Genomic DNA, 25825 nt, shown 5'->3' with positions numbered 1-25825 from the left:
TTCCCGCGATCGCTCTAAATACAGTTTTGCGTAAAAGCATAGCATTTTTAATGTAGGGGTATGCATTGGCATTGCAAAGGGATACGTTGGCATTGCAAAGGGGTGCATTGGCATTGCAGAGGGATGCATTGGCATTGCAGAGGGGTGCATTGGCATTGCAAAGGGGTGCATTGGCATTGCAGTGGGATACATTGGCATTGCAAAAGGACGCATTGGCATTGCAGAGGGATACATTGGCATTGCAACGTATTGCCAAATTTAATTAGCTACGAATTAATGAAATGTTGTACTAAATGTTGACGCCGCAGAAACCAGACAAAAACAGGTTTTTACAGCCGGCTTTCAACTCCATATTGCAAAAATAGCCGATCCTGGCAAACGGGTAGCTGCGATCGCATACTCACAAAAATCAAGAGGTTAACACCCGCGCAAAGCAAGCGCGAAAAGAAAATTATTCTTGCAAACGAGCAATTACACAGTGCATAACTTTAATTTCATTAACAATTCGATCCAGTTCTGTGGAAAGCGGAGTTTGTTCTCGAACGGCTTGTAATGTGGGAGTTAAAGTGTTGGAATTGGTAGCAATCTCTGATAACCGAGCAGTATGTAGCTGTTGGATTTGGTTGTGAATTGCTTCGAGATAGCTATCCAGTGCTGGTAATGGTTGAGGTGGCTGTCCCTGTGCAAGGGCATCTGCTAAGTTTTCCAAAACTTGAACAATGGTATCGGCAAGTTGCTTAAGTTCAGTAAATTGGTACTCACCGCTAAATTCCCGCAGATGTTCTGCTAAAGTTGTTACCGAACTGAAAAAGCCACGAATGTATATCATCAGCGTCATTACAGGTTCGATTTCTCCCTGAATATGACGAGGTTCGCTGAACAATCGTTGAGCTGCGGCGTTGGCGTTGGCGTTCTCTAGTGCTGCTTGGTGGCGTAGCAGGTTGATAGAATCAGCAAACGCATTATGTTCTGGATGGAGATAGTTAGCAATCACCTGTTGAAAGTAAGCAAGATTAGCTCGAATTGTCTTTTCCAGTTGTGCAGGAAGTTGCTGTCGTTCCCAACGGGGGAAAAGCAAATAGCTACCAAGCAGTGCTAAGACACCCCCAGCAAAGCTATCGAAGATCCGCAATACTCCAACCTCCCAGCCACCTGCACTAATCATGTTGAGTAGCAAGATGATGGCGGGAGTCAGGAGTATGGTAAATAAGCTGTAGCTTAACGATCGCACCGACATCGCCACAAATACCAGCAGCAGGAAACAAACTGCGATCGCCAATTGATTCTTAACTAGTAAAACCAGAGCAATGCCAATAATTCCACCCAAAATAGTGCCAACAACTCTTTGGACTGTTGTCTGTGACGTTCCACCAAAGTTAGGTTTAAGTGCAACTAAAGCTGTGAGCGTTATCCAATAGCCTCTAGGTAGTTGGAATAGCGAGGCAATTAATTCAGCAAAAGTTACGATCAGTGCGAGGCGCAACGCATGACGAAAGAGGACTGAATCAAAAGTGAAATTATTTCGCAGCGTATCAATAATTGTAGAACGCTCTGGTTGGGCTGGCGGAGAAATATCTCGCTGGGCAATGCTGTTACGCAGTTTTCCTTGGCTTAAATCTGTAACAATCTCTGCATCAGTATGAATTTGCTCTACTAGCTTTGTCAGACTGGCTGTAATTTTGCCAAGGTTGAGGAGATCGGAATAATCATCTGTCTGAGCATTGATGGTTTGATTGAGGACTTGCGAACGCAGAACTTGCCTTTGGTGTTCTAGCGCTTCAAGACTCCGATCGAGATCCCCTAAGTGAGGTGAGTTTTTTCCTTTGGCGATCGCTTGTGATAACATTTGCAGAGCAATTGCTGACTGTTCTATCACTTGCTGAATTTCTGGCTGTAACCGAGAAAATAGTTCATGTTCGGATGCGATCGCTAATAGTTCGCTCAGTGCTACAACAGAATTGACAATTTGATTTATATCCTCAATTAATACGAGTAACTGATTTCCCCGCAGGGTAGCTCCTCTTTGCCTAGTCCAGATAGTTGTCCAGACGCTACGAGCTGATGTTAAGTTTTGAATGACCGTATCCTGAGCTTGCAAAAATCGCTGTTCCCACTCCTGACGATCTCTTGGATTTAATGCTCTCTGGCTTGCCAAGTCCACAAAATTGCTTAATGAGAGATAACAGTTAGCGACTGTCTGTATTGCAGGTACATCAGGACGCACCGCCCACAGTCCCAATGACAACACAGTAGTCCATGTTCCACCAGCCAGACATAACGCACAGTGTTGAATAAGAGTAGGCAAATTAGAAAATGAAGCGAATCTAGCCAGCGCAATCACAAACATTATCGAAGTAACCAAGCTGACAGATGCAGCCACGTTGCCATAGAGATTTGCTAAACCTGCTATAAATATTACCAAGAACGTGGTCGGGACAGCTAACCAGAGATGACTGCTAACCAAACTTGCGATTAGGAACATTACAGTTACCCCAATGGTAGCTGCGATCATAGCAGTCGCTCGCTGACGGTAGGCTCCGTCAACATTTACCATACCAACGAACCAAGCTGCCATAGTGGCGATCGCACTTTCAGCAGCATGACCTGTAATGATTCCAATTCCAATCGGGACACCCAGTACAAAAAGGCTACGCAATCCAGAGGCTATGGCTGGCTTACCTGGCTGGAGTTGAAACTGCTGCAACAACCAACTAAGAGGACGTTTATCTGTAAATGACATTATGAAACTGGCGACTATAACAAAGCGCGATCGCTTCTTAAAGCATTTTAGCCAGATATAACTGCGTGGCGGATGTCTGTAATATGTTTTTTGAGGTGATTCAGTTGTTTAATTTTTACTATGACTGGTTTAACATTAGAGATGATGACTTAAACCATGTAGTAAACCTTCAGCAGTATACTGCAATCCGGTTGAATGGGGTGAATGAGAATTATTCAATGCCCATGCCAATTTATTTTCTATAAAAGGTGTAGGATTTATTTCAGAAATAAGGTTTCTTTTTTCTTCATTAGATAATCCATAATTATTCCAGAACAATATCCTCTCTAAAGAAACTAAAGCTTGATAGGATTCATTTGGATTAAATTCAGAAGAGTAATTTTGAATAATATCTAGTAGTGCTAAAAGTCCGGTTTTTGATGAAGATTTACCAATAGTAAATAATAAACTACTCTTTGTTCTATTCGAATCAGTAATCTCTCTTTTGAGGAATTCTACAATTTCTGCTTCTTCGCTCTCAGTTAAATTTATAGTTATTAACTCCTCTTTGATTAAACTATCATATCTACTCAGTCTTTCATCTAGTGGTAACTGCCAAGAATTAATTTCTAGGATGAATGATATATCAGTAATTGCATTACTGCGTACACGTTCGTCGTCTGATTTTATATTTACAAAAAGTTCGTTAATTAAATGATTCATAGCTTTAAGCTGATTAATCCCAATTTTTCCCCCTTCCCGCTTCGGGAAGGGGGTTAGGGGGTTAGGTCTATTAACAGGTAAAAAACGAGTAAAACTAGATTAACCCCTGAAGACTGAAAGTAAAATAAAATTATCCTCCACTTAAACCCCATCATGGCTATCCCAGAACTCGAACAACAACTCCTTCAGCTTTCCCCCAACGATAAACTGTATATTATCCAATTCATTGCCCAAAGCCTGACTACACACAACACCCACCCAAACCAACCCACCAAACTTTCAGAATTGTTCCGTCAATCCCCCTTGGCTGAACTCACCCAAGAACTCGACCTTAGCCGAGGCTTGACATTACTAAAAACCCTGATTGAGTCCCTAGAACCAGAAACCCAAATCGAAACTCCAGAATATCCCTTGACTAAATTCTATGGATGTATTGAAGATGAAACATTCTTTTGCCATCCTCAAGGACAACAACAAGAACGCTTCCTTTTGGTATAAAATCACTCAAATACTACCGTTCTATTACCATATACTAATACACGATTTTGCAAGTGCGATCGCACCGCTCTTGCTAATACAACTCTCTCTAAATCTTTGCCTTTTCTCACCAAATCATCAACTTCATCACGGTGACTAACTCGCACCACATCCTGTTCAATAATTGGGCCTGCATCTAAATCAGCAGTGGCATAATGAGCAGTTGCACCAATAATTTTTACCCCACGTTCAAAAGCTCGGTGATAAGGGTTTGCTCCGATAAAAGCTGGTAAGAATGAATGATGTATATTAATAATTTGCGGAAATTGATTAATAAAATCTGCACTAACAATCTGCATATATTTCGCCAATACAACTAAATCTATTTTGTACTTGCGTAATAATTCTAATTGTTGGGCTTCTTGTTCTGATTTATTATCTTTATTTATGGGAATATGCTGGAAGTCAATATTAAATTGCTCTGCAACTACCTTTAAATTAGAATGGTTACTAATAATTAAAGGAATTTCAGCAATAAATTCTTTAGCACGTTGTCGCCAAATTAAATCAAATAGACAATGGTCTTGCCGACTTACCCAAATAGCAATGCGTGGTACTGTATCAGAAAAACGTAATTCCCACTTAGCACCTAAAGGTTGTGCGATCGCATTAAATGCAGGGGCAATAAATTCTCGCGGCAAATTGAATCCTTCCAACTGCCATTCAATGCGCGTGAGGAATAACCCAGCAGCAAAATCTGTGTGTTGATCTGCATGGATAATATTACCACCATTAGAATAGATGAAATTGGCAAATTTCGCTACTAGTCCTCTTCTATCGGGGCAGGAAATCAGCAATGTTGCTGTCGGATTTGTCATAGTAACTTAGAAAAACTAGTGAGATTTGAAGTAGAGTAGCACAGATGTGATAACCCATTGTGCGTTACCGAAACATACCACAGAAACCCTAATTGCTTATTTACTATTTGTTGGAATTGGTAAAGGGGTGCTGAGTCCAGGTAGCTTCTGACTATTATCTACAGGTTGTTTCCACTCTGATAGTTCCCGATTTACGGCATTTGCAAAATCTGTAGATACTAACAGCAGATTTATATTTCCATCAGGTTTAGCAGTAGGGTCAGCTTGAGCATACAAGAAACGACCGTTAAAGTTAGATTTACCCAAAATCAACTGATGGCTTTGTCGGTTTTTCAGGGTGATATTAATAGTTGCTTGGGGTGGATCTAAGGCAAATTCTCCAAGCTCTTTTGCTGGAGTTGCTAGAGTGCGATCGCTATTACCTTTGACTAACAAATCCATTAAATAAGAAACAATGGCGTCATTTGCTGGGCCCGATATTGGAGATTTAATTAACCACTTGGGGTTACTAGAAGATTCAGGGTTACGTTCCAGATTCAGGGTGAGTTTTTTTGTCTTGACTGTTAAAGCCTGCACATCATCTTCTGCAAAAGAGAAAATTTTCTGCTTTTGCTCCTTAATTTCTTCTCGCACAGTTGCACCCCGAATTTCATAGAAGTAAACAAAACCACCTAAACCCAGCGCTAGCAGTATCAAAATTAAAGTCGTTCGTGGCAATTTCATTTTTTAGTCATTTGTCATTTGTCATTTGTCATTCGTCATTTGTCATTGGGCATGGAAAAAACTCTTCTCCAGTCTCTACTTGTCACTCCTAACTCCTAACTCCTAACTCACTTCTTACCGTCGTTTCCACCAGAGAATAACTGCGATCGCAAACCCAATTAAGGGTAAAAGCAACAGAGATAACAATATTAAAAGATTACCTTGTGCTGTTGTCAGGGTTATCCGTCGATTTTTCGGTTCTTTGGGACGAATGGAAAGGAGTTGCTGATCTTGTTGACTCAGCCAAGTAACTGAGTTGAGGAATACATCTCCATTTAATTGCTGTTGAAACAAACCATCGGTGGCGAAATCGGAATTTCCTAAAACTACTAACCGAGACTCGGTAGCTGTTTGAGATGAGGAAGTAGGGGAAGATGGAGGAGTGGGCGAAGCCTTACTTTCAGTGGTTGGTGATGGTAAGGGTAACGCTTGCGGAGTCTTGAGGGAAGGGGAAGGAGTAGGGCTAGTCTTGCTTTGGGTAGTTGGTGATGGTAAGGGTAATGCTTGCGGAGTCTTGGGAGAAGGGGAAGGAGTAGGGCTAGTTTTGCTTTGAGTGGTTGGTGATGGTAGGGGTGAAGGTGTAGGTGAGGATTGGGGAGTGGAAGTAGATTTGGGTGTTTGTTTTCTTGTTAAAGCAACGCCCAAGGTTAAAGGCCCTTTCAGGTCTTTATCTGCATTAAACTCCAATTTTTCGCTTTGGAGATCGCTTTCTGCCCAACTGTTGGGGTAGGGTTTGGTTCGTAGCAGTGGAGTAGCCTGAACACCAGGCACAGAGGTAATTTCTAGTGGTCGGGAAATCGGATAAAAGGAATTACCGTTACCAAAATCTTTGGTAATCGGATGTTGTCCATATTCTGTGACTAAGGGCGCAGCAGGGCCAAGTCCCACGACGCTTTCGCCAGAGACATCGACTGCTAAACGATTATCTAGACGAACACCCCACTCTTGTAGCAAGCTGTTAAGTTTGGGATCGGTATTGGGATCGATCATCAGCAATAAGTTACCGCCGCGATTCAGATATTCTTGCAAAGCTTTGACTTCACCCTCAAACAGCCCTCGCTTGGGGCCAGCTACTATCACTACAGCCGCATCTTGAGGAACTTTGGAAGTTTCTCCTAAATTCAACGGTGATGTTGTAAAGTTTTTATCGCCTAATCCCTGAATTGCTTGTGATATTGCACCTTTACCAGCCGAAAGTTGGCGTTCGCCATGACCTTGGAGTAAGTAAACTTTGGCTGTGGTTGAATTTGTTAGTTGTTGCAGACGACCAGTTAATCTAATTTCTGATAATCGCTCATTTTCATTTATCGTCTGTACTAGTTGCCGTTTATCGCCAGATTCTAAATAAACTTCTCCATAATCTTTGACGCCAAACTTTTCTGCAAGTCCTGGTCTAGCTTGGGGGTCGATATACTCGTATTTAAATTTTGAGCTTTGTCTCTGATAATTTTCTAGCAGTTCTCGGTCTTGGGGGTTTTGGTTAATATCAAACACCCACACTTTAACTGGCTGTGGTAAAACTCTTACTAATTCGCGTGACTGGGGGGCAAGAGTAAATAATTGAGCCTCTGTTAAGTCTGCCCGCAAATGATAGCGAGTTCCCAAAAAGTTAATCAATCCCAAAATTGCTAGTACTGCCAAAGTTGCTACTAAGGCATTAGTCCCAGCTTGGGTAGAACGACGGTTCCACCAGTTACTCTGGTAGCTTTGCCATATTATCCCCAATCCACTGATGACAATTCCTGTAATTAGGAATGCTAATGAAATTAATCCCCATTGTTCAGAGACTAATCCAACTGTTAAGCCGACAGCAATTAGGAACGGTCCCAACCAAAACAGATATTTCCACAGTTTCTTTTTTGCAACTATTTTCATAATTTGTCATTTGTCATTTGTCATTTGTCATTTGTCATTTGTCATTTGTCATTTGTTATTGGTCATTGGTCATTGGTCATTTTTCATTGGTATAAAAATAGTGACAATTCAAAATATATGGATGAAAATTGAGTGACTAAAAATAAGGAATACAACTGAATTAAATAAATGGCAACAAAGCGGTTTCAAGAATTACAGGTGTATCAATTATCAGAACAATTAGCAGATGACATTTGGAAAATTGTTGAAGGATGGAACTTTTTTGCAAAAGATACTATTGGTAAACAGATTGTTCGTTCGGCAGATAGTATTGGAGCCAATATAGCAGAAGGTGTAGGAAGAGGTAGTTTTCAAGACAATAGACGTTTTATCAAAATAGCAAGAGGTTCTTTGAATGAAACTCAACATTGGTTAAGACGGGCTTACACTCGTAACCTTTTAACTACCGAACAGATAAATGCAATCAAAACAATCATTAACGAACTAGCACCCAAATTAAACTCCTACCTAAACTCAATTGGCAATGTCCCAGATGACTAATAACAAATGACCAAGGACAAATGACAAATGACAAATGACAAATGACAAATGACAAATGACTATTGCCTTTGAAAGCGCAGTGCATCAATTGATTGAGCGGTGAGAAAGATACCCAAAAAAATATAACTGGCGAATAAAATGAAGGTGCTGGTATCGAAAATGCCTTGGATTAATGTGTTGTAATGTTTCAGCAAAGATAGATAACCTAAAGCTTCGCCGATGGGCCCAGGGACAATTTTGCCGATTAAATCAATCAATAACAATAATAAGATTACTGCAAAGGTAAGAACGGCAGACAAAATTGTGCTGTCTGTTAATGAAGAAATAAACATTCCTACAGATAAAATTGCTGCTGCTAGTAAGATTAATCCCAAATGACCCAATAAGGGAATTGAGGGTGTCATTGGTGGATTTGAACCGCTGATGGCGATCGCTTCCAACACTAGCATAGGTAAAACCATTGTGATAAAAAATGTGATCGCGCCTAATAATTTACCTACAGCTACCGCCCAATTGGTGATTGGTGAGGTCGCTAACAGTTCTAAAGTGCCCCGCTTCCTTTCTTCGGCATAGAGTCCCATTGAGAGTGTGGGCAGAATAAACAACAATAGCCACTCCATACGTTCCAAAAATATTCGGACAAATTCGTAGGGGACATCTATCGGCGGTACTGGTACTCCCAGCTGTTGCCCTTGTGCATCTATTGCTGCAACTCCTACCAAAATGCCGTCTGGCCCTAGCAAAATCATCACGAAGAATAACCCCGCAAGGAACCAAAATATGCCTGCGATCGCATAAGCCAAAGGTGATACAAAATAACTCTGTAACTCTCGGCGATAAATGGCAATAATATTACTCAGCACTATACCCATTTACGCTGCCTCTCCTTCTTTGTCTGCTGCTAAGTCTACCTCAGGATCGAAATTCTTTTCTTCTGTGGTCAGTTGCAAGAATACATCTTCTAAGGTAGCGTTAACCCGCCGCAGTTCATGTAAACCGAATCCCGCACGCACTAATGTTGTGGCAATATCGCGTCCTGGTTCTTTTCCTGGTTGCGATATCACCCGCAGGTAAGCGCGGTTTTCCTGGGGTTGATGTCCGTGCATTCCGGCTGTCGGAATTGATTCTATCAGGCTCACACCCGCGACTTTTTGCAATACCTGTTTCGCTAGGGCAGCTTCTCCTTCTATTTCCAATTCATACCCTGAACCACCCGTCAACTGAGTCATCAAGTTTTCTGGTGTATTAGTTGCCACCACTTTACCGCGATTGATAATGGCGACGCGGCTACAAGTCATACTCACTTCTGGCAGAATGTGCGTGGAAAGAATAATTGTGTGAGTACCAGCCAGGCTTTTAATTAAATTTCGCACCTCAATTATTTGTCGAGGATCGAGTCCGACGGTGGGTTCATCCAAAATGATTGCTGGGGGATCGTGGACGATCGCTTGAGCAATTCCAACTCTTTGGCGGTATCCTTTTGAGAGTTTGCGAATAATTACTCGCCGTTTATCTTCTAAGTTGCAGCGTTCGATGGCGGCTGTAACCTTATTGGGGCGATCGCCTGCTGAAACTCCCTTAATTCGGGCGACAAAATGCAAAAATCCCTCCACTGTCATGTCTGGATATAACGGTGGTGTTTCGGGTAAATAACCAATTCGTTGGCGCACAGCCAGGGAATTGTCATGGACATCATAACCAGCAATCCGGGCATTTCCATTGGTTGCCGGTAAATAACCAGCCAGAATCCGCATGGTTGTGGTTTTTCCAGCGCCATTGGGGCCCAACAACCCTAAAATCTCCCCAGGTTCGACGCTAAAGGTGACATCAGTAATCGCTGGGGTAGAGCCGTATATTTTACTCAGATGTTCAACTTCAATCATCCGTATAGTGGCGAGCGCAAATTATAGAATACCCAATAATCTTAGATCGCAATATTGAGTATGGGGGACTGGCACTAAGATTAGCCGACAAAGGGTAAAGTTCCTGAAAAACCTCTTTAGGGACTTCAAAATAAAAAAATCCCAAATTTTCTTGTGGTATGGGTGTCCTCACCCGTCTCATAATCGGTGGTGACGAATTCGTAATTCTCCTGGAAGGTATTTCTGGTATTGAAAAAGCTATTCAAATTACTGAGCGGATTCTAAAAGATTTTCAAACACCATTGATACTTAATGATTCGGAAGTGGTTATCAGTACAAGCATCGGTATTGTCTTAGAGGTTGTTTGAAAAGTGGTTAGGTGTAATTTTAGGCACTTATTGATCCCCCCTAGCCCCCCTTAAAAAGGGGGGAAAACTTCTTAAAGTCCCCCTTCTTAAGGGGGATTTAGGGGGATCTAAAACTTTTTGCTACCAACAACAGGACTTTTCAAACATCCTCTTAGGAACAAATAAGTCAAACTATAAGTAGGCGATCGCGTTGTGATTATCTCTAATGCTTAAGTAAATATCCTGGCAATATCAATTGTTTACTTATGCATTCAAATTTCAATGTTGATGTCCAGCAAATAAATAGTAATATGACAGTTAATGACCGATAGCCAATATTTTATATTTATCTTTATCCTGAAACAGATATTATTCTATAATTTTTGTTATGAATTAGTTTTGTGTTTGTATTTAGTATTTTAGATTAGCAAAACAGTGCCATTTATCTTGATGGATCGAGCTAAATTTTTCCTTTATATATCAGATAGCTAACAAATAAACCTCTAGCAAAAGAGGTTTTTATAACTCAGCAAAAATCTATCTGGAGATAAGTTACTAAAATTTACAAACTAGCTTAGGGTATATACAGCCTCTGCAATGAGTATTGGTTGCTCCAAGAACGTTTTCATGCCCCATATTCATTATTCTCAGTTACTGCGTTATGGCATCGTTGTATTAATTGTCGCACTTACACTAGTGCTAATGTTGATGCTAGACCCCTGGTTAAACATGAGTGGAACTCCTTTTCTGCTGTTTTTTAGCGCTGTAATGTTGAGTGCTTGGTATGGTGGTTTGAAGTCAGGGTTGTTAGCAACTTCTTTGTCTGCGTTACTGAGCAATTACTTCTTTCTCCCTCCAGTTTATGAGCTGAGTTTTGACTTATCTAATTCTGCACGAATTGGGTTGTTTGCATTACAAGGATTGCTCTTTAGTATCTTATGCGAGGCATTAAAGACTGCTAAAATACGAGCTGATAGAAATCTGCAACAGCTGAAAGTTAGTAAAGAAAGATTTCGATTAGCGTTAAGTAGTTCAGATATCGTGGTTTTTCAGCAGGATCGTGATTTGCGATATCAGTGGATTCATAATCCTCAAGGTCTAGACACTGCTGAGGAAATGTTAGGTAAGTCTGATGATGAATTATTTCCAGCTTCAGTAGCAGAGCAATTGCAGGCAATTAAGCTAAAGGTAATAGAGACTGGTGTTGCAACCCGTGAAGAACTTTGTCTGACAACTTCTGGAGAAGACTGTTTTTATGATTTGCTAGTTGAACCACTAAGGGATGCAGACAATAGCATTTTAGGTATTACCTGTGCAGGTGTGAATATTACAGAGCGCAAGCAGGCTGAGGAAAGACTCCGCTATATTGCCCAAATTAGTAGTTTACTCTCTACTTCGCTAGATTATGAACAAACCTTAGAACAGATCGCTAAAATCTCAGTTCCCCAATTAGCTGATTGGTGTAGCGTCGATATTTTAAATGAAGATGGTTCCATTCGTCGTCTACCCATTGCCCATGCAGACCCATCGAAAGCGGAGTTGGCGCGTAAACTTCAAGAGTATGTGACAGATCACAAGGGTGCAAGTGCAATTACTAGAGTACTGCAAACCGGGCAAAGCGAATTGATCTCAGAGGTATCTGATTCGCTATTAGTGGCGGCTACTCAGAATCAGGAACACTTAGAACTTGTGCGGCAATTGGGGATGAAGTCTGTAATGATTGTGCCGTTAATCGCCAAAGGGCGAGTACTCGGCACTATTAGCTTTGTCACCGCAGAATCAAAGCGTCGCTACGATCGCACCGACCTAACTTTAGCAACAGATATTGCCTATCGTGCAGCCTTAGCAGTAGAAAATGCCCAACTTTATCGAGACATCCACCAAGCTTTAGTCCATTATGCCGAATCTCTATGTCTCCTAGATGCGTTACTAGAAGCGGCTCCTGTTGCCGTATGCTTTTTGGATCGGGAACTGCAATATATCCGCATTAATCAAGTTTTCGCTGACATTAACGGTTTAACTATAGAAGAACATCTAGGACGCAAATTTAGGGAAGTTTTGCCAGCGATGGCGGCTGAGTTAGAGCCACAGTTACAGCGCGTGTTAGATACTGGAGAACCCCTGCTGAATATGGAAATCAGTGGTGAGACAAGAGGACAACTAAGACGTTACGGTTACTGGCTCGGCAACTATTACCCAGTTCATAACGCAATGGGTGAAACGGTAGGAATTGGCATTATTTTGGCAGATGTGACAGCAGCAAAGCAAACAGAAGTTGCTTTGCGAGAAAGTGAAGAAAGGTTTCGGGCAATGTTCAACCAAGCAGCTGTGGGTATTACTCTAGTAGGGTTGGATGGAAGATTTCTGCAAATTAATCCTGCTCTGTGCGAAATTACTGGGTATAGCCATGAAGAGCTAATTCAAATGAACTTTCAGGAAATTACCCACCCTGACGACTTAGAAGTTGATTGGGAAAATGCTCGGCGAGTTGTAGCAAAAGAAATTAGTGGTTATTCCTTAGAGAAGCGCTACATCCGCAAAGATGGTTCTATAGTTTGGGCAAATCTAACTTCATCAGCAGTTTGGGATGCTAACGGACAACCAATGTATGCATTAGGGATTATTGAAGATATTAGCCATCGCAGACGAGTTGAAGCCACACAAAACTTTTTAGTCGAAGCCAGCACCTTACTAGCTGCCTCATTAGATTATGAAATCACCTTAGAAAATGTGGCAAATCTAGCAGTTCCAACTTTAGCCGATTTGTGCATTGTAGATGTCTTTGAGAAAGATTGGTCAAGTAAACAAATTGCGATCGCAATTGCCGATCCCACAAAACTGAATATTTTAGACGAAATCCGACGGCGTTATCGACCCAAAACCAAAGCCAAACAGCTTGTACGGCAGCTAAGGCTAGGAATATCTGTCTTTTATCCCGAATTATCTGACTCTAATCTTGTAGAGATGTCTGAAGACAACGAACATCTGCAATTGCTGAAAAGTCTAGGTATTCGTTCTCTGATGGTGATTCCAGTTCGTTCTCGCGGGCAATTATTTGGAGCAATCTCTTTTTTTACCGCCGAATCTGGTCGGTACTATCAACAAACAGACTTGGCTTTAGCAGAAGATATTGCTCGGCGTGCAGCGACAGCCATCGACAACGCAAGACTTTACCAGGAAACTCAACGGTCTGTCAATCGCACAGTACTTTTACAAAAAATAACTGCTGCCTTCTCGGAAGCCTTAACTCCCCTACAGGTGGCTGATGTAGTGGTGAACCAAGGCATTGCCGCCTTGGAAGCTACTGGCGGTTCCGTTGTCTTACTTACTGAAGGAAATACTACCCTAAAAGTTGTGCAAGCAATTGGCTATCCGCAAACGCTCATAAATACTTGGACAAGTTTTCCGCTAACAGCACCTAACCAAATAGCAGAAACAGTCAGAACTGGGCAGCCGATTTTTTTAGAAAATTTAGCAGCCATGATTGCTAGATATCCCGATTTAGCAGATGTTGTGACTGTTATAGCGAATAATGCCTGGGCTTCCATTCCCTTGATAGTAGAGGGTAAAGTAATTGGGGCTTTGGGATTAAGCTTTACTCCTCTTCAAATATTTAACGAAGAAGACCGGGGATTTATGTTGACACTGGGACAGCAGTGTGCGCAAGCGATCGCCCGCGCTCAACTTTACGAAGCCGAAAAGACAGCCAGGGCACAAGCCGAGACAGCCAACCGGATTAAAGATGAATTTCTCGCTGTCCTTTCCCACGAACTCCGAACTCCCTTGAATCCGATTTTAGGGTGGGCAAAGTTACTCAGAACCCGCAAGTTCGACGAAGCTACTAAAATCCGGGCTTTGGAAACCATCGAGCGGAATGCCAAGTTACAAACCCAATTGATTGGAGATTTACTTGATGTTTCGCGGATTTTGCAAGGTAAGGTTAGGTTAAATCTCCATGCAGTGGATTTGAAAATAGCGATCGCATCTGCATTAGAAACGGTACGTTTGGCAGCAGAAGCCAAATCGATTCAAATTAAAATCATCTTAAGTAATGATATCGGCAAAGTTCTTGGCGATGGCGATCGCTTGCAACAAGTAATGTGGAATCTCCTCTCAAATGCCGTTAAATTCACACCAACAGAAGGACTTGTAGAAGTGCGTCTAGAGCAAGTTGGTTTAGATGCCCAAATCCGGGTAATTGATACAGGTAAAGGAATTAACCCAGAATTTTTGCCCTACGTCTTTGATTACTTCCGGCAAGCAGATGCCAAAACAACCAGAGTTTTTGGTGGATTGGGATTGGGACTGGCAATTGTACGTCATCTAGTAGAACTTCACGGTGGCACAGTTCAGGCAGAGAGTCTGGGAGAAGAACAAGGGGCTACCTTCACAGTTAAATTACCTTTACTCAAAAATTCGGAGTTGCGAGTTAGCAGTAGTGAGGCTTCTCAACCAGAACTTAATACTGAAGAGACATTACTTGCTGGAGTACAAATCCTGCTTGTGGACGATCAAGCTGATGTGCGAGAATTTTTTAGCTTTGCGCTGGAACAATATGGCGCGACGGTAACGGCAGTTGAATCAGCAGATGAAGCGCTGCAAACATTAGTGCAATCCCAGCCAGATATCCTCTTAAGCGATATTGGAATGCCCTTGATGGATGGCTATATGTTGCTGGGCGAAGTGAGAAAATTACCGCCAGAGCAAGGCGGACAAATACCTGCGATCGCTTTGACTGCTTATGCAGGAGAAATTAACTACAACCAAGCAATGGCAGCAGGTTTTCAAAAGCATCTACCTAAACCCGTCGAGCCAGCGGATTTAGCCGCAGCGATCGTTAGTCTCATTGGGCACACTTCACCTTCAGAGTAAATCAACTCTTCAATTTCTCTTCTTTCCTTTAGAAATTAAATATAAGACTCATATTTGATTTTTGAACAAAACTCACTACACCTTTATTCCTTCTTCCCATTCCCCAGTAAATCTGGATTTCTCACAAGAGAGAAATCCAAAGGGTGTGGGAGGTTTGGGAGGTGTGGGAGGTGTGGGAGGATGGAGAAGAAGTCTTACCCCCCATACTCTACTCCCCACACTCCCCACACTCCTCTTCCCCTGAAGCCTACACTATGCGTGAGAAATCCGGGTAAAGATTTCCTTACCTCTACGAGTGATTCAGAAATCAAATCGGATTGCTATATGTATTTTTTATTTTTATTCAGAAATTTGCCGTTTGCAAATTGATGTTATACATTGGTGCTCAGATTTTAATCAGAAATTTATTTACCAATGAAAACCCAACAGTTCAGTTCAACAACCCTAGAAAATAGACCTACCAAGACCAAAAAACAGTCTTTTCCTGGTAGCAGTATTGGTACTCCTAAAGTACCATTCCGTAAATGCCATAAAATAGTACAACAACATGAGTTACTTAGTGACTGGGAACACGCGAGTTAATTTAGTAACGTACTATACGATCTATGCTGATGTACTACTCTCGGTATCCAGTCAGACATTAACTGATACCAATTGTCTATGAAGTTGCACTTAATAACGAGGTGATGATATAATCCCATCCACAAATAGAAGCGTAGTTTACCGCCGTAGGTCTTACCCTGAGCCTGTCGTTCGCGGAGCGTCTCGTAGAGAAGGGCATCGCTTCTGCTGAGATGGAACCCTTGAACCTGTTTTAACTTCCGTCTTAATTGATCTTTAGTCCCCTCGCTTATTCACCATCAAATTTTCTTAGCACCTTGGTATCAAGAAATGGAAAAGTATTTAGTCACCAAAGAAGAGATTGAGTCTTATGAAGGACTAGAAAAAACACATTTTCTCAACTCCAATGCTCGCAGACTAAATAAGTCTTTAGGGGATTTGACAGGTTTAAAAAATATCGGTTTCCACATCATTGAAGTAGAGCCTGGACGTGAATCAACGGAGCTTCATATGCACTATCACGAAGAAGAGTGCGTATACGTTCTTGAGGGAGAAGCTGAGGCAACAATTGGAGAAAGCGTTTATCCAGTTAAAGCGGGAGATTTTATTGGATATCGCGCTGGTGGTAAGCCGCACAATCTGAAAAACACGGGCAATTGTATATTCAAATGTATAGTAGTTGGTCAAAGGCTAGACCATGATATCGGTGATTATCCAAATTTGCAGAAGCGTATATATAGGAGCAAAGGTTTAAAGTGGAATCTGGTCGATATGGAAAATATAGCTGAACCAGTAGCAGGTAAGAAGGCATAATATCATATCCGCTTGATTACTTACTAAACCCCAAGAACCGCACCCCGCCGGCGGGGAGGGGTGCAATGACTATGGGAATCACAACTAATTACCCGGACTTGATATCATACATTTCATCTTGCATGAGACGAATAGATATTTAGCCTTTTTGAATCAGCATATCTTGTGTATATATCATATTTTTTATAGCAGCTACTAATATAAGTTGTTAAAAATATCTATCTTATGACATAAGTTGTGAAAAAAAGGGGAATTTTATCTTTGTTTTCTAAGAATAAAATTCCCCTTAAACCCTTATAAGACCCTTGAGATTAGATGGTTATCCACACGTGAGATTTACTTAGTTCCCACCAGATACAACAGCTTTATGATGTATCGCAGTGTCTTCAGGCTTTCTCTGCCATTTACCATCATTGCCTGGTTCGTATTCATTTTTTACACTATTCCAAGCAATATCACGCGCACCCTCTTCACTCAAACCATCACTTTCAGCAGCATTAAATGCCGCAACAAAAATCTGTTGTGCGTGTTCAGGCAGCTGTCCTTTGATTTCTTCCGCTAATTCATCTATTTTGTTATAAGGCATGAACTCACTCCGATTATCTCAACTTGAGTCCATCCTAAAAAACTGGTAATCTAATTTCCTCCTTCTCTAAGTAGAGAACCAAATAATCATACTTTTGGCTGAGTCAAACAATTTTTAAATCAACGATGCAATGATATTAATACTCATGGCTAAAATGGTCGTATTAAAAAAGAAAGATAAGATGCCATGTAACAGAGTCAAGCGTCTCATATTGGGTGATGTTGTCTGCACATCTGAAACTTGACTGGTCATACCGACTACAAAAGAATAATATAAAAATTCCCAGTAGTCTGGATAGTCGTTATGAGGAAAATCTAAACCTCCGATGATTTCTTCACTATGATTACGATTAATATATTTGTAATAGCTGTGTGCATATTGCACTGCAAACATCGTATGCACTAGTAACCAGGAACCGACAATGGTCATAATTGAAAGTATGACATGTAGGGTAAGCAGAATTGTTGACAATCCTTTTTTATCAGTTAGTAAAAACCCAATAGCTAAAACACTGGCACAAGCCGCAGCAATCACCAGCATAAATATAGCCAAATGTCCTTCATATTCACTCTCAGCATAACGGCGAATTTTTTCTGGGTTAGCCTTAATCATTTTCCACCACGTTATCGCTAAGAAAAAGTCAATACCGGAGTTCCAAGCACAGAGAATGCGAGTAGGTAAGTGCAGAGAATCCGGCAGGATGACTGAAACTAATACAGCGAGTCCGATAGCAACAATCAGTCGGGGTCGGGTGTCAAAGTTTTTAAATAAATTAAGTTTCACAAATATTGCGATCGCAGAGTTTAACTAATTGCTAATTCATAATTTTCGGTGAAATAACACACCGCATTTCACAATCGTCATTCCAGATTTTACTGGGGTCTGAATCCACATAAGTAGATGGACAAAATATTTACAACCATTGCAAACTTAGTGAATCAATCCAATACTCTGCGAATGTCTCACTCGTAATAAGATTGTGTAATTAATTTTGCCCAACTACTTACCCCAGTCTTTAATCTCCAATCCTTAGTTCAATTACAAATTAATTGAACTTGGCTCTAATCGTCTCTATTCGTTGACGATTAACGCCCAAATCGCTCTGACCTAAACGCGAAGCTGAACGCACGTGGATAACATTGGCATTCCGGTCTAGATAAAATTCTACATCATCCACAAATCCCAGTAAAGCACTTTTAAATTCTGCATATAAATAATCTTTACTTTCGGTGATGATTTTGGTTCTTGGTAAAGACTCAATAATCTGTTTAAGATTAGTAATCGCTTCTTCTGGAGTAGATGTAAAAGTCAGTGGGGCAATTTGGTGAGATGCATCTGGACTCTGACTAGAAACGCAGTTAGGGGAATTAGGGCAGGATGCTAATTTACCGTTGCTAATACCTAAATTATTTGGTCGTTTGCCAGCAAAAACCATAATTATGTCTCCGGGTAAGTGAATAAATATACTCTCACATATTTGTTTGAATCACTGTAATACTTTGCTGTAATCGCATCTTCTGTTACTAAAACATCGGTGATGCGATCGCTCTTTATGACTCATCTTTGACTTTTTGAGAAAAAAAGCCTGTACTCATTGCTCAATAAAGCTTACAGGCCATATTACATCTTTACGAGTCACTTCAGACTAGGCGATACTCAAATTAACTCGGACAATCAAATCGTTGTAATCTCGATCGCCGCCATTAGCCAAATCCTCAAAGCCAAAAGCGTTATTCCCTAACAGACGAATATGATCTGCTTTATCAGTGTTAGCGCCCAAGAAGGAGAAGTAAACTGCCGGATCGTTATTGGGATTGCTATCAACAATTGCATCAGCCCCGGCATTAACAATGATAAATGGGACGAAAATAGCACCAGGTTGGAAAGTGCCTGTAAAACTTGCTGTACCTTCGTTAGCTACACTCAAATCAATACCAGCGACACGGTTATTAATCGCAGCTTGAGTATAACCCGCCTGTCCAACCAGCACATCTGCTGTACCATCGCCATTGGTATCGATGCCACCACTCTCATCAGTTATCTGATAAAAGCCGACAAAGTTGTTAAAAGCGGCTTCTCTATGAACCACAAATTCGGCTTTTACCAATTGTTTCACATCCCGTAAATCAATTAGTTCCGGTTCATATTTTCCTTGAAGACCAGTACCTAGAGGTGGATCTTGCTCTGTTGCTGCAATCTTGAAAACCAAATTCTGGAAGTTGAGAGAGAACCCTGTATCGTCCACATTCGTATCCGAGGAAAAAAGCACCTGAGAAAACGGGGTTTGTCCAGATAGCACCGCCTGAGTAGTGCTGCTACGGATTAAATAAAATCTTAGGTTGCTCTCAGAGTTGAATTCCAATAGTCTGCTGAGGTCAGTGGGATTAAAACCATTGGGTAATTTGGCAAGAGATGAGAGAAGCACTGTTGCTCGTTGGAGAGCTAGTTCGGTGTAATTTGCAGTACCAGGGGCTACGCCATTAATCCTACCTTCTGCATCATCAACGACAAATACACCCAGTTCATTGACTTCTTCAGAGGTGTTGCTTTTAATCTTGACTGAGAGTTTGGCTTTTTCACCATTAACTTGATTTTTGATCGTAAAGATATCACCCGTAATTCTTGTGAGTAGGCTAGTTGATTCAGCCTCAGGAGTAATCCCTTGAGCAACGGTGAGTGCAAATACGTCACTAATTTCAGCCCCAACCGAATCTTTGACGATAACTTTGATGTTCAAGTTACCCAAGTTATTATTCGTAGGAACGCCGCTGAAAGTACGCTTATTAGCATCGAAGGTTAACCAACTGGGTAGCGGGTCGCCATTATCTAAGATAGCAGTGTAGGTTAGGGTATCTTCAATATCTACATCGCTAAAGGTGTTTTCAGGGATGATGAAGTTAAAGGTAGTTTCTGCTGTGGCTTTTTGATCGGCGATCGCTCGATCTACAATTGGTGGATTGTTGGCTTTAGCAATAGTGAGTGCAAATACATCACTAATTTCAGCAAGAGCCGGATCTGTGGCGGTGACTTTAATATTCAAGCTACCCACATTATCATTTGTAGGAGTGCCGCTGAAAGTAAGCTCATTAGGATTGAAGCTTAACCAACTGGGTAGTGGATCGCCATTGTCTAAGGTAGCAGTATAGGTCAAGGTATCTTCAAGATCGACATCGCTAAAAGTGTTTTCAGGAATGGTGAAGTTGAAGGTAGTTTTTGCTGTGGCTTTTTGGTCAGCGATCGCCCGATCTACAATTGGTGCGCTATTGAACTTAGCAACTGTCAATACAAACACATCACTGACTTCATCCCCAGAAATATCCTTGACAGTGACTTTGATATTCTGATTACCCAAATTCTCCATCGTCGGAGTACCACTAAAATTCCGGGTAGCAGAATTAAAAGTTAGCCAACTGGGCAGTGGCTCGCCGTTTTCGAGAGTAGCAGTGTAGGTGAGGCTATCGCCAGCATCGATATCAATGAAAGTATTTTCTGGGATAGTGAAATTAAACAGCGTATTTATGAGTATCTTTCGATTAGCGATCGCCTTAACTAACTCTGGTGCATCGTTAACGTTCTTAACAGTGAGTGCAAAATCATCACTGACTTCAACCCCAAAAATATCCCTAGCAGTAACTTTAATGTTGAAGTTACTCACATCCGCATTTAAGGGAGTGCCATTAAAGGTTTTGGTCGCAGCATTAAAACTTAACCAACTGGGTAGAAGATCGCCGTTTTCGAGAGTGGCAGTGTAAGTGAGACTATCGCCAGCATCGACATCAATAAAGGTGTCTTCTGAGAAAGTGAAATTGAAAACCGTGTCTTCTGTTGCTTGTTTATCTGCGATCGCCTGAAATACCTCTGGCGGCTCGTTGGTGTTGTTAACGGTGAGTACAAAAACATCATTTGCTTGGGCAAGAGCAGTATCTGTGGCGATAACTTTAATATTTAAGCTACCCACGTTTGCATTCAAGGGAGTGCCACTGAAGGTTTTGGTCGCAGCATTGAAGCTTAACCAACTCGGTAGAGAATCGTCGTTTTCGAGAGTGGCAGTGTAGGTGAGAGTGTCGCCAGTATCGACATCCTTAAAGGTGTTGTCTGGGATAGTGAAATTGAAACCCGTGTCTTCTGTTGCTTGTTGGTTAGCAATTTCATTCACCACCTCTGGCGCATCGTTGGTGTTGTTAACGGTGAGTACAAAAACATCACTGACTTGAGCAAGAGCAGTATCTGTAGCGGTGACTTTAATGTTCAGGCTACCCACATTTGCATTTAAGGGAGTACCACTGAAGGTTTTGGTTGCAGCATTAAAACTCAACCAACTGGGTAGAAGATCGCCGTTTTCGAGAGTGGCAGTGTAGGTGAGGCTATCGCCATCGATATCAATGAAGGTGTTGTCAGGGAAAGTGAAGTTGAAAACTGTGTCTTCTGTTGCTTGTTGGTTAGCAATTTCATTCACCACCTCTGGCGGATCGTTGGTGTTGTGAACAGTGAGTACAAAAACATCATTCGCTTGAGCAAGAGATGGATCTGTAGCGGTGACTTTAATGTTCAGGCTACCCACGTTTGCATTTAAGGGAGTACCACTGAAGGTTTTGGTTGCAACATTGAAGCTTAACCAACTCGGTAGAGAGTTACCGTTTTCGAGAGTAGCAGTGTATGTGAGACTATCGCCATCAATATCAATAAAGGTGTTGTCAGGGATAGTGAAGGTGAAAACTGTGTCTTCTGTTGCTTGTTTATCTGCGATCGCCTGAAATACCTCTGGCGGATCGTTGACGTTCTTAACGGTGAGTACAAAAACATCACTGACTTTAGCAAGATAAGTATCCGTAGCAGTAACTTTAATGTTGAGGCTACCCACATTCTCATTTAAGGGAGTGCCACTAAATGTTTGAGTAGCAGCATTGAAGCTTAACCAACTCGGTAGAGAGTCACCGTTTTCGAGAGTCGCAGTGTAGGTGAGAGTGTCTTCAGGATCTTGATCTTGGAAGCTATCTGAGATTGTGAAGTTGAAATTTATATCTTCTGGAGTCTCTTTGTCTGCGATTTCATTCACTAGTACTGGATTTTGGTTAACCCTGTAGCGTGCCACAGCAAAGTTATTGGCGCTTACTCCCGCGACTATTATCGTACCATCGTGTTGGGTGAGAGCATAGGCATTATCAGTAGTATTTGTGCCGATATCAGTAGTGATGATGCCAGTAGTGTTGAAATTGGTGTCGAGACTTCCATTGCTGTTGTAACGTACTAAAGCAAAGTTACTGTTACTCGAACCCCCCACGATAATTTTGCCATTAGCTTGCACGCTAACGCTGTAGGCTATGTCAGTACCGCCCAAGTTAGTAATGACCTTGCCAGTACCACCAAAGCTGGTGTCAAGACTACCATTGCTGTCGTAACGTACTACAGCAAAGTTACTACTACTCACTCCCGCCAGCAGAATCTTGCCATCAGCTTGCACGCTAACGCTGTAGGCGGTGTCCGTGGTATTAGTACCAATATCAGTAATGACCTTGCCAGTACCACCAAAACTGGTGTCAAGACTACCATTGCTGTTGTAACGTACCACAGCAAAGTTACTACCACTACTCACTCCCGCCACCAGAATCTTACCATCGCCTTGCAAGGCAATGCTGTAGGCTATGTCAATAGTGCCCAAGTTAGTAATGATCTTGCCAGCAGTACCAAAGCTAGTGTCGAGATTACCATTGCTGTTGTAACGTACCACAGCAAAGTCATTATTGCGCTTTCCAGCCACCAGAATCTTGCCATCGTCTTGCAGGGCAATGCTGTAGGCTATGTCAGTACTGCCTAAGTCAGTAGTGACCTTGCCAGCAGTACCAAAGGTGCTGTCGAGACTACCATTGCTGTTGTAACGTACCACAGCAAAGTTACTACTACTCACTCCCGCTACCAGAATCTTGCCATCATCTTGCAGGGCAATGCTGTAGGCTATGTCAGTACTGGCGAAGTCAGTAGTGACTTTGCCAGTAGTACCAAAGGTGCTGTCGAGACTACCATTGCTGTTGTAACGTACTACAGCAAAGTTACTATTACTCACTCCCGCTACTACAATCTTGCCATCGTCTTGTACGACAATGCTTCTACCAGTATCCATGGTATTAGTACCAATATCAGTAGTGACTTTGCCATCACTATCAAAGCTGGGATCAAGAACTACAGGTAGAATTGAAGCGTAGGCTGTTATTACTTCTTGCTCAAACGCTAAACGAGGAACAATAGGTTCTGTAGAAACCTCCAGTTCCCAATCACCACCTAATGCAGCACTCCCTGTCAAGTCATCAGAGGCCGCTACTACTGCACCCGTCAATTCGCTCAGACAGCGTATAAACAATACACCTGGCTCGTTTTGAGCGACTTTGCAACCATACAGCAGTAGTTGTGCATCTTCACCCAAAGCATTTGCCCAACCCATAAGTTTGGCTGCGTAATGATTGAGTGTTTCGTTGTTGAGTTGACTGTTGCCCAAATAGATGCACCCAGGTGCGCCGTGGGAAACAATGTGCATACTATTGATTCCCTGATGAGATTCCAGCACTTGACTAATTTGCTCAATGCCATCTTGGTTGGCATCTAAGACTACAACTGAGGTATCTGGTAATACACCCATCACCAAACTTTGGTAGTCATCAACCTGTGGGTCAATAAAAACTAGACGAGTAGGATACAAGTCTAAAGTTGGTTTAATATTAATGCTGTTAGATATTTTGTGTATAGTAAAGTTTTTATTGATACTATGCTTTATCATAATTGTCCAAGAGTAAATCCCTGATATTCAGCAAAAATTAAACTTTTTGCAGATCGTTTCTTGTAGTTGCTTTCACTTTCAATGTAGGAATAAAATAAATCCTTTCCCTCGGTAAATCCACCAGTTTAATTAATGAAGATTTAGAAATTTTGGGCATAGAAAGTAGCTGAAACTTTTGATAAAAAAACTCAGTACACATCTATATGCCGACATCGCATATTTGCGGGATGATTTAGCAACGTCCAAAAATTTCCCCCAGTTTCCCCTGCTTGCCTCAATTCATACCACTGTTCTGCAATGCCCTATTCCCAGATTTCCTGTTCCCTCCCTACACAAGTAAGTTCAGGAATCAAATCGGATTCCTATATGATCCGGTAAGTATCGTCTAAATGAAGAGAGATTTATGACGCAAACAATTTCAATTAACGACTCCGGGCGCTTGCAACTCACGCCGCTAGAAATCCCATCTCGTCTGCTGTTGGGACCAGGGCCATCTAATGCCCATCCCACAGTTCTCCAAGCGATGAATACTTCACCCGTTGGGCATCTTGACCCAGCTTTTCTCGCACTCATGGATGAAATTCAGTCGTTGTTACGCTACGTATGGCAAACAGAAAACTCACTTACCATTGCAGTCAGCGGTACGGGAACAGCTGCAATGGAAGCAACCATCGCCAATGCTGTAGAACCCGGTGATGTAGTTTTAATTGGTGTAGCTGGTTACTTTGGTAATCGCCTTGTGGATATGGCTGGACGTTATGGCGCTGATGTGCGAACCATTACCAAACCTTGGGGACAAGTTTTCAACTTGGATGAACTCCAAACTGCCTTAAAAACTCATCGTCCTGCTATCTTAGCTCTAGTTCATGCCGAAACTTCCACCGGCGCACGTCAACCCTTGGAAGGGGTCGCTGATTTGTGTCGTGAATTTGGCACTTTGTTATTAGTGGATACGGTGACAAGTTTGGGCGGCGTCCCCTTGTTTTTGGATGCTTGGGGAGTTGACTTAGCCTATAGTTGTAGCCAAAAAGGGTTAGGTTGCCCGCCTGGTGCTTCTCCCTTTACAATGAGTGCGCGTGCAGTTGAGAAATTGCAACAGCGGCAAACGAAAGTTGCAAACTGGTATTTAGATATGTTGTTGCTGGGCAAATATTGGGGCGCTGAACGCACCTATCACCACACAGCACCGATTAATTTATACTATGCATTGCGGGAAGCACTACGTTTGCTTGCAGAAGAGGGATTAGCAAATTCCTGGCAGCGGCATCAAAAAAACGTAGAATATCTCTGGGAAGGTTTAGAGAATTTAGGGCTGAGTATGCACGTTGAGCAAGAGTATAGATTGCCAACGCTTACCACTGTCTGTATTCCAGCCGGAGTAGATGGTAAAGCGATCGCTCGGCAGTTACTCAATGAACATAATATTGAAATTGGCGGTGGTCTTGGCGAACTCGCTGGAAAAGTTTGGCGCGTTGGATTGATGGGCTTTAATAGTCGAAAAGAAAGCGTTGACCAACTTTTAGCAGCACTGCGGCAGGTTTTGCCTAAGTAGTTTTGATATATGGTGCGTTAACAGTAGCTTAACGCACCTGAGAAAAAGAGCATCGGGCTAACTTCACTGCGACAAAAAACCAACAACTAGCAGAGGCAAGAGTATTAAGACAGATACAATCAAAACCAGGGTTGCCGGCTCGACTTTAATGTGGTTATTTTGTGGATCGCGCATTTGGCACTCTCTCGAACAATCAATATATTAACCAAGCCTAAAGGATGGTTACTTTTTTTCCAACCCCAATCAGGTTTAGAAGTGTAAACTTTTTAGCCCATCAGCTTATTTCTTCCAAGGCAATTTAGTCCCCATTTCAGTTAATGCTGAGAAGATAAGATAGAGAATGAGTAACCCAGCAGCAGCAAAAAAAGCGAGTAAATCGTTATCCATAAATGGTATGAGACTGTTGGCGAATTAAAAGAGGGTGAAACCAAACATCCCATAAAAATGGCAAAGGAATTATGATGAAGCAGAAGTAAAAAGAGCAGCAAA

At 41.9% G+C, this 25825-nt stretch carries 19 protein-coding genes; 8 read left to right on the top strand and 11 right to left on the bottom strand.

Going from position 1 to position 25825, the window contains the following annotated elements; translation table 11 throughout:
* The first annotated feature begins 65 nt into the window (after window positions 1–65).
* On the top strand, window positions 66–266 hold the full coding sequence (locus V7K84_RS09095) for a hypothetical protein (RefSeq protein ID WP_334837470.1): 201 nt from the start codon (window positions 66–68) through the stop codon (window positions 264–266).
* Between the two features lie 185 nt (window positions 267–451).
* On the opposite strand, the gene V7K84_RS09090 is transcribed toward V7K84_RS09095, so the two are convergent.
* On the bottom strand, window positions 452–2740 hold the full coding sequence (locus V7K84_RS09090) for an FUSC family protein (protein WP_334837469.1): 2289 nt from the start codon (window positions 2738–2740) through the stop codon (window positions 452–454).
* A gap of 135 nt (window positions 2741–2875) precedes the next feature.
* Complete coding sequence (locus tag V7K84_RS09085) at window positions 2876–3442, bottom strand: hypothetical protein (protein WP_334837468.1); 567 nt, start codon at window positions 3440–3442, stop codon at window positions 2876–2878.
* A 153-nt stretch (window positions 3443–3595) separates the two neighbouring features.
* On the opposite strand from V7K84_RS09085, the gene V7K84_RS09080 reads away from it, so the two are divergent.
* Complete coding sequence (locus V7K84_RS09080) at window positions 3596–3940, top strand: hypothetical protein (RefSeq protein ID WP_334837467.1); 345 nt, start codon at window positions 3596–3598, stop codon at window positions 3938–3940.
* 2 nt (window positions 3941–3942) lie between these two features.
* On the opposite strand, the gene purU is transcribed toward V7K84_RS09080, so the two are convergent.
* From purU to V7K84_RS09065, 3 genes are all read right to left on the bottom strand, one after another.
* Window positions 3943–4797 carry a formyltetrahydrofolate deformylase gene (gene purU / locus V7K84_RS09075; RefSeq protein WP_334837466.1) on the bottom strand — a complete coding sequence of 285 codons (855 nt, stop codon included), beginning with the start codon at window positions 4795–4797 and terminating at the stop codon, window positions 3943–3945.
* Between the two features lie 96 nt (window positions 4798–4893).
* Window positions 4894–5520, bottom strand: a complete 627-nt coding sequence (locus V7K84_RS09070; RefSeq protein ID WP_334837465.1) for a DUF4340 domain-containing protein — start codon at window positions 5518–5520, stop codon at window positions 4894–4896.
* Window positions 5521–5634: 114 nt separating this feature from the next.
* The gene (locus V7K84_RS09065; RefSeq protein WP_334837464.1) at window positions 5635–7434 is read right to left on the bottom strand and encodes a GldG family protein; all 1800 of its coding nucleotides are present in this window, start codon (window positions 7432–7434) and stop codon (window positions 5635–5637) included.
* A 168-nt stretch (window positions 7435–7602) separates the two neighbouring features.
* Between V7K84_RS09065 and V7K84_RS09060 the strand changes: the two genes are divergently transcribed.
* Window positions 7603–7974 carry a four helix bundle protein gene (locus tag V7K84_RS09060; RefSeq protein ID WP_334824048.1) on the top strand — a complete coding sequence of 124 codons (372 nt, stop codon included), beginning with the start codon at window positions 7603–7605 and terminating at the stop codon, window positions 7972–7974.
* A gap of 59 nt (window positions 7975–8033) precedes the next feature.
* Here V7K84_RS09060 and V7K84_RS09055 read toward each other — a convergent pair whose 3' ends face one another.
* Both V7K84_RS09055 and V7K84_RS09050 read right to left on the bottom strand, forming a co-directional pair.
* A complete protein-coding gene (locus tag V7K84_RS09055) occupies window positions 8034–8846 on the bottom strand; it encodes an ABC transporter permease (protein ID WP_334837463.1) in 813 nt (270 codons plus the stop codon).
* Window positions 8847–9857, bottom strand: coding sequence for an ABC transporter ATP-binding protein (locus tag V7K84_RS09050; RefSeq protein WP_334837462.1), 1011 nt, complete (start codon window positions 9855–9857; stop codon window positions 8847–8849).
* A 158-nt stretch (window positions 9858–10015) separates the two neighbouring features.
* Here V7K84_RS09050 and V7K84_RS09045 point away from each other — a divergent pair, with 158 nt between their 5' ends.
* From V7K84_RS09045 to V7K84_RS09030, 4 genes are all read left to right on the top strand, one after another.
* Window positions 10016–10204, top strand: a complete 189-nt coding sequence (locus V7K84_RS09045) for a diguanylate cyclase domain-containing protein (RefSeq protein ID WP_334837461.1) — start codon at window positions 10016–10018, stop codon at window positions 10202–10204.
* A 606-nt stretch (window positions 10205–10810) separates the two neighbouring features.
* On the top strand, window positions 10811–15055 hold the full coding sequence (locus V7K84_RS09040; protein ID WP_334837460.1) for a PAS domain S-box protein: 4245 nt from the start codon (window positions 10811–10813) through the stop codon (window positions 15053–15055).
* Between the two features lie 414 nt (window positions 15056–15469).
* Complete coding sequence (locus tag V7K84_RS09035; RefSeq protein ID WP_334837459.1) at window positions 15470–15637, top strand: hypothetical protein; 168 nt, start codon at window positions 15470–15472, stop codon at window positions 15635–15637.
* Between the two features lie 309 nt (window positions 15638–15946).
* Entirely contained in the window at window positions 15947–16429 is a 483-nt protein-coding gene (locus V7K84_RS09030; protein WP_322636879.1) for a cupin domain-containing protein, read from the top strand.
* Between the two features lie 340 nt (window positions 16430–16769).
* Here the strand turns inward: V7K84_RS09030 and V7K84_RS09025 are convergent, their stop codons facing one another.
* From V7K84_RS09025 to V7K84_RS09010, 4 genes are all read right to left on the bottom strand, one after another.
* Window positions 16770–17015, bottom strand: coding sequence for a ChaB family protein (locus V7K84_RS09025; protein WP_334837458.1), 246 nt, complete (start codon window positions 17013–17015; stop codon window positions 16770–16772).
* Between the two features lie 114 nt (window positions 17016–17129).
* Window positions 17130–17798: a DUF1345 domain-containing protein gene (locus tag V7K84_RS09020; RefSeq protein ID WP_334837457.1), complete on the bottom strand. Its 669-nt coding sequence runs from the start codon at window positions 17796–17798 to the stop codon at window positions 17130–17132.
* A 262-nt stretch (window positions 17799–18060) separates the two neighbouring features.
* Window positions 18061–18450 (bottom strand): DUF1499 domain-containing protein, encoded by a 390-nt coding sequence (locus V7K84_RS09015; protein ID WP_334837456.1) that lies wholly within the window; start codon window positions 18448–18450, stop codon window positions 18061–18063.
* Window positions 18451–18660: 210 nt separating this feature from the next.
* The gene (locus V7K84_RS09010; protein WP_334837455.1) at window positions 18661–23784 is read right to left on the bottom strand and encodes a putative Ig domain-containing protein; all 5124 of its coding nucleotides are present in this window, start codon (window positions 23782–23784) and stop codon (window positions 18661–18663) included.
* Between the two features lie 403 nt (window positions 23785–24187).
* On the opposite strand from V7K84_RS09010, the gene V7K84_RS09005 reads away from it, so the two are divergent.
* Window positions 24188–25336 (top strand): alanine--glyoxylate aminotransferase family protein, encoded by a 1149-nt coding sequence (locus tag V7K84_RS09005; protein ID WP_334837454.1) that lies wholly within the window; start codon window positions 24188–24190, stop codon window positions 25334–25336.
* The last annotated feature ends 489 nt before the right edge of the window (window positions 25337–25825 follow it).

It is taken from the genome of Nostoc sp. (genome assembly GCF_036917315.1).
In the GTDB taxonomy this organism is placed as follows: Bacteria; Cyanobacteriota; Cyanobacteriia; order Cyanobacteriales; family Nostocaceae; genus Nostoc.
The sequence above is the reverse complement of the archived record's forward strand: the minus strand, read 5'-3'. Positions and strand labels throughout refer to the sequence as shown.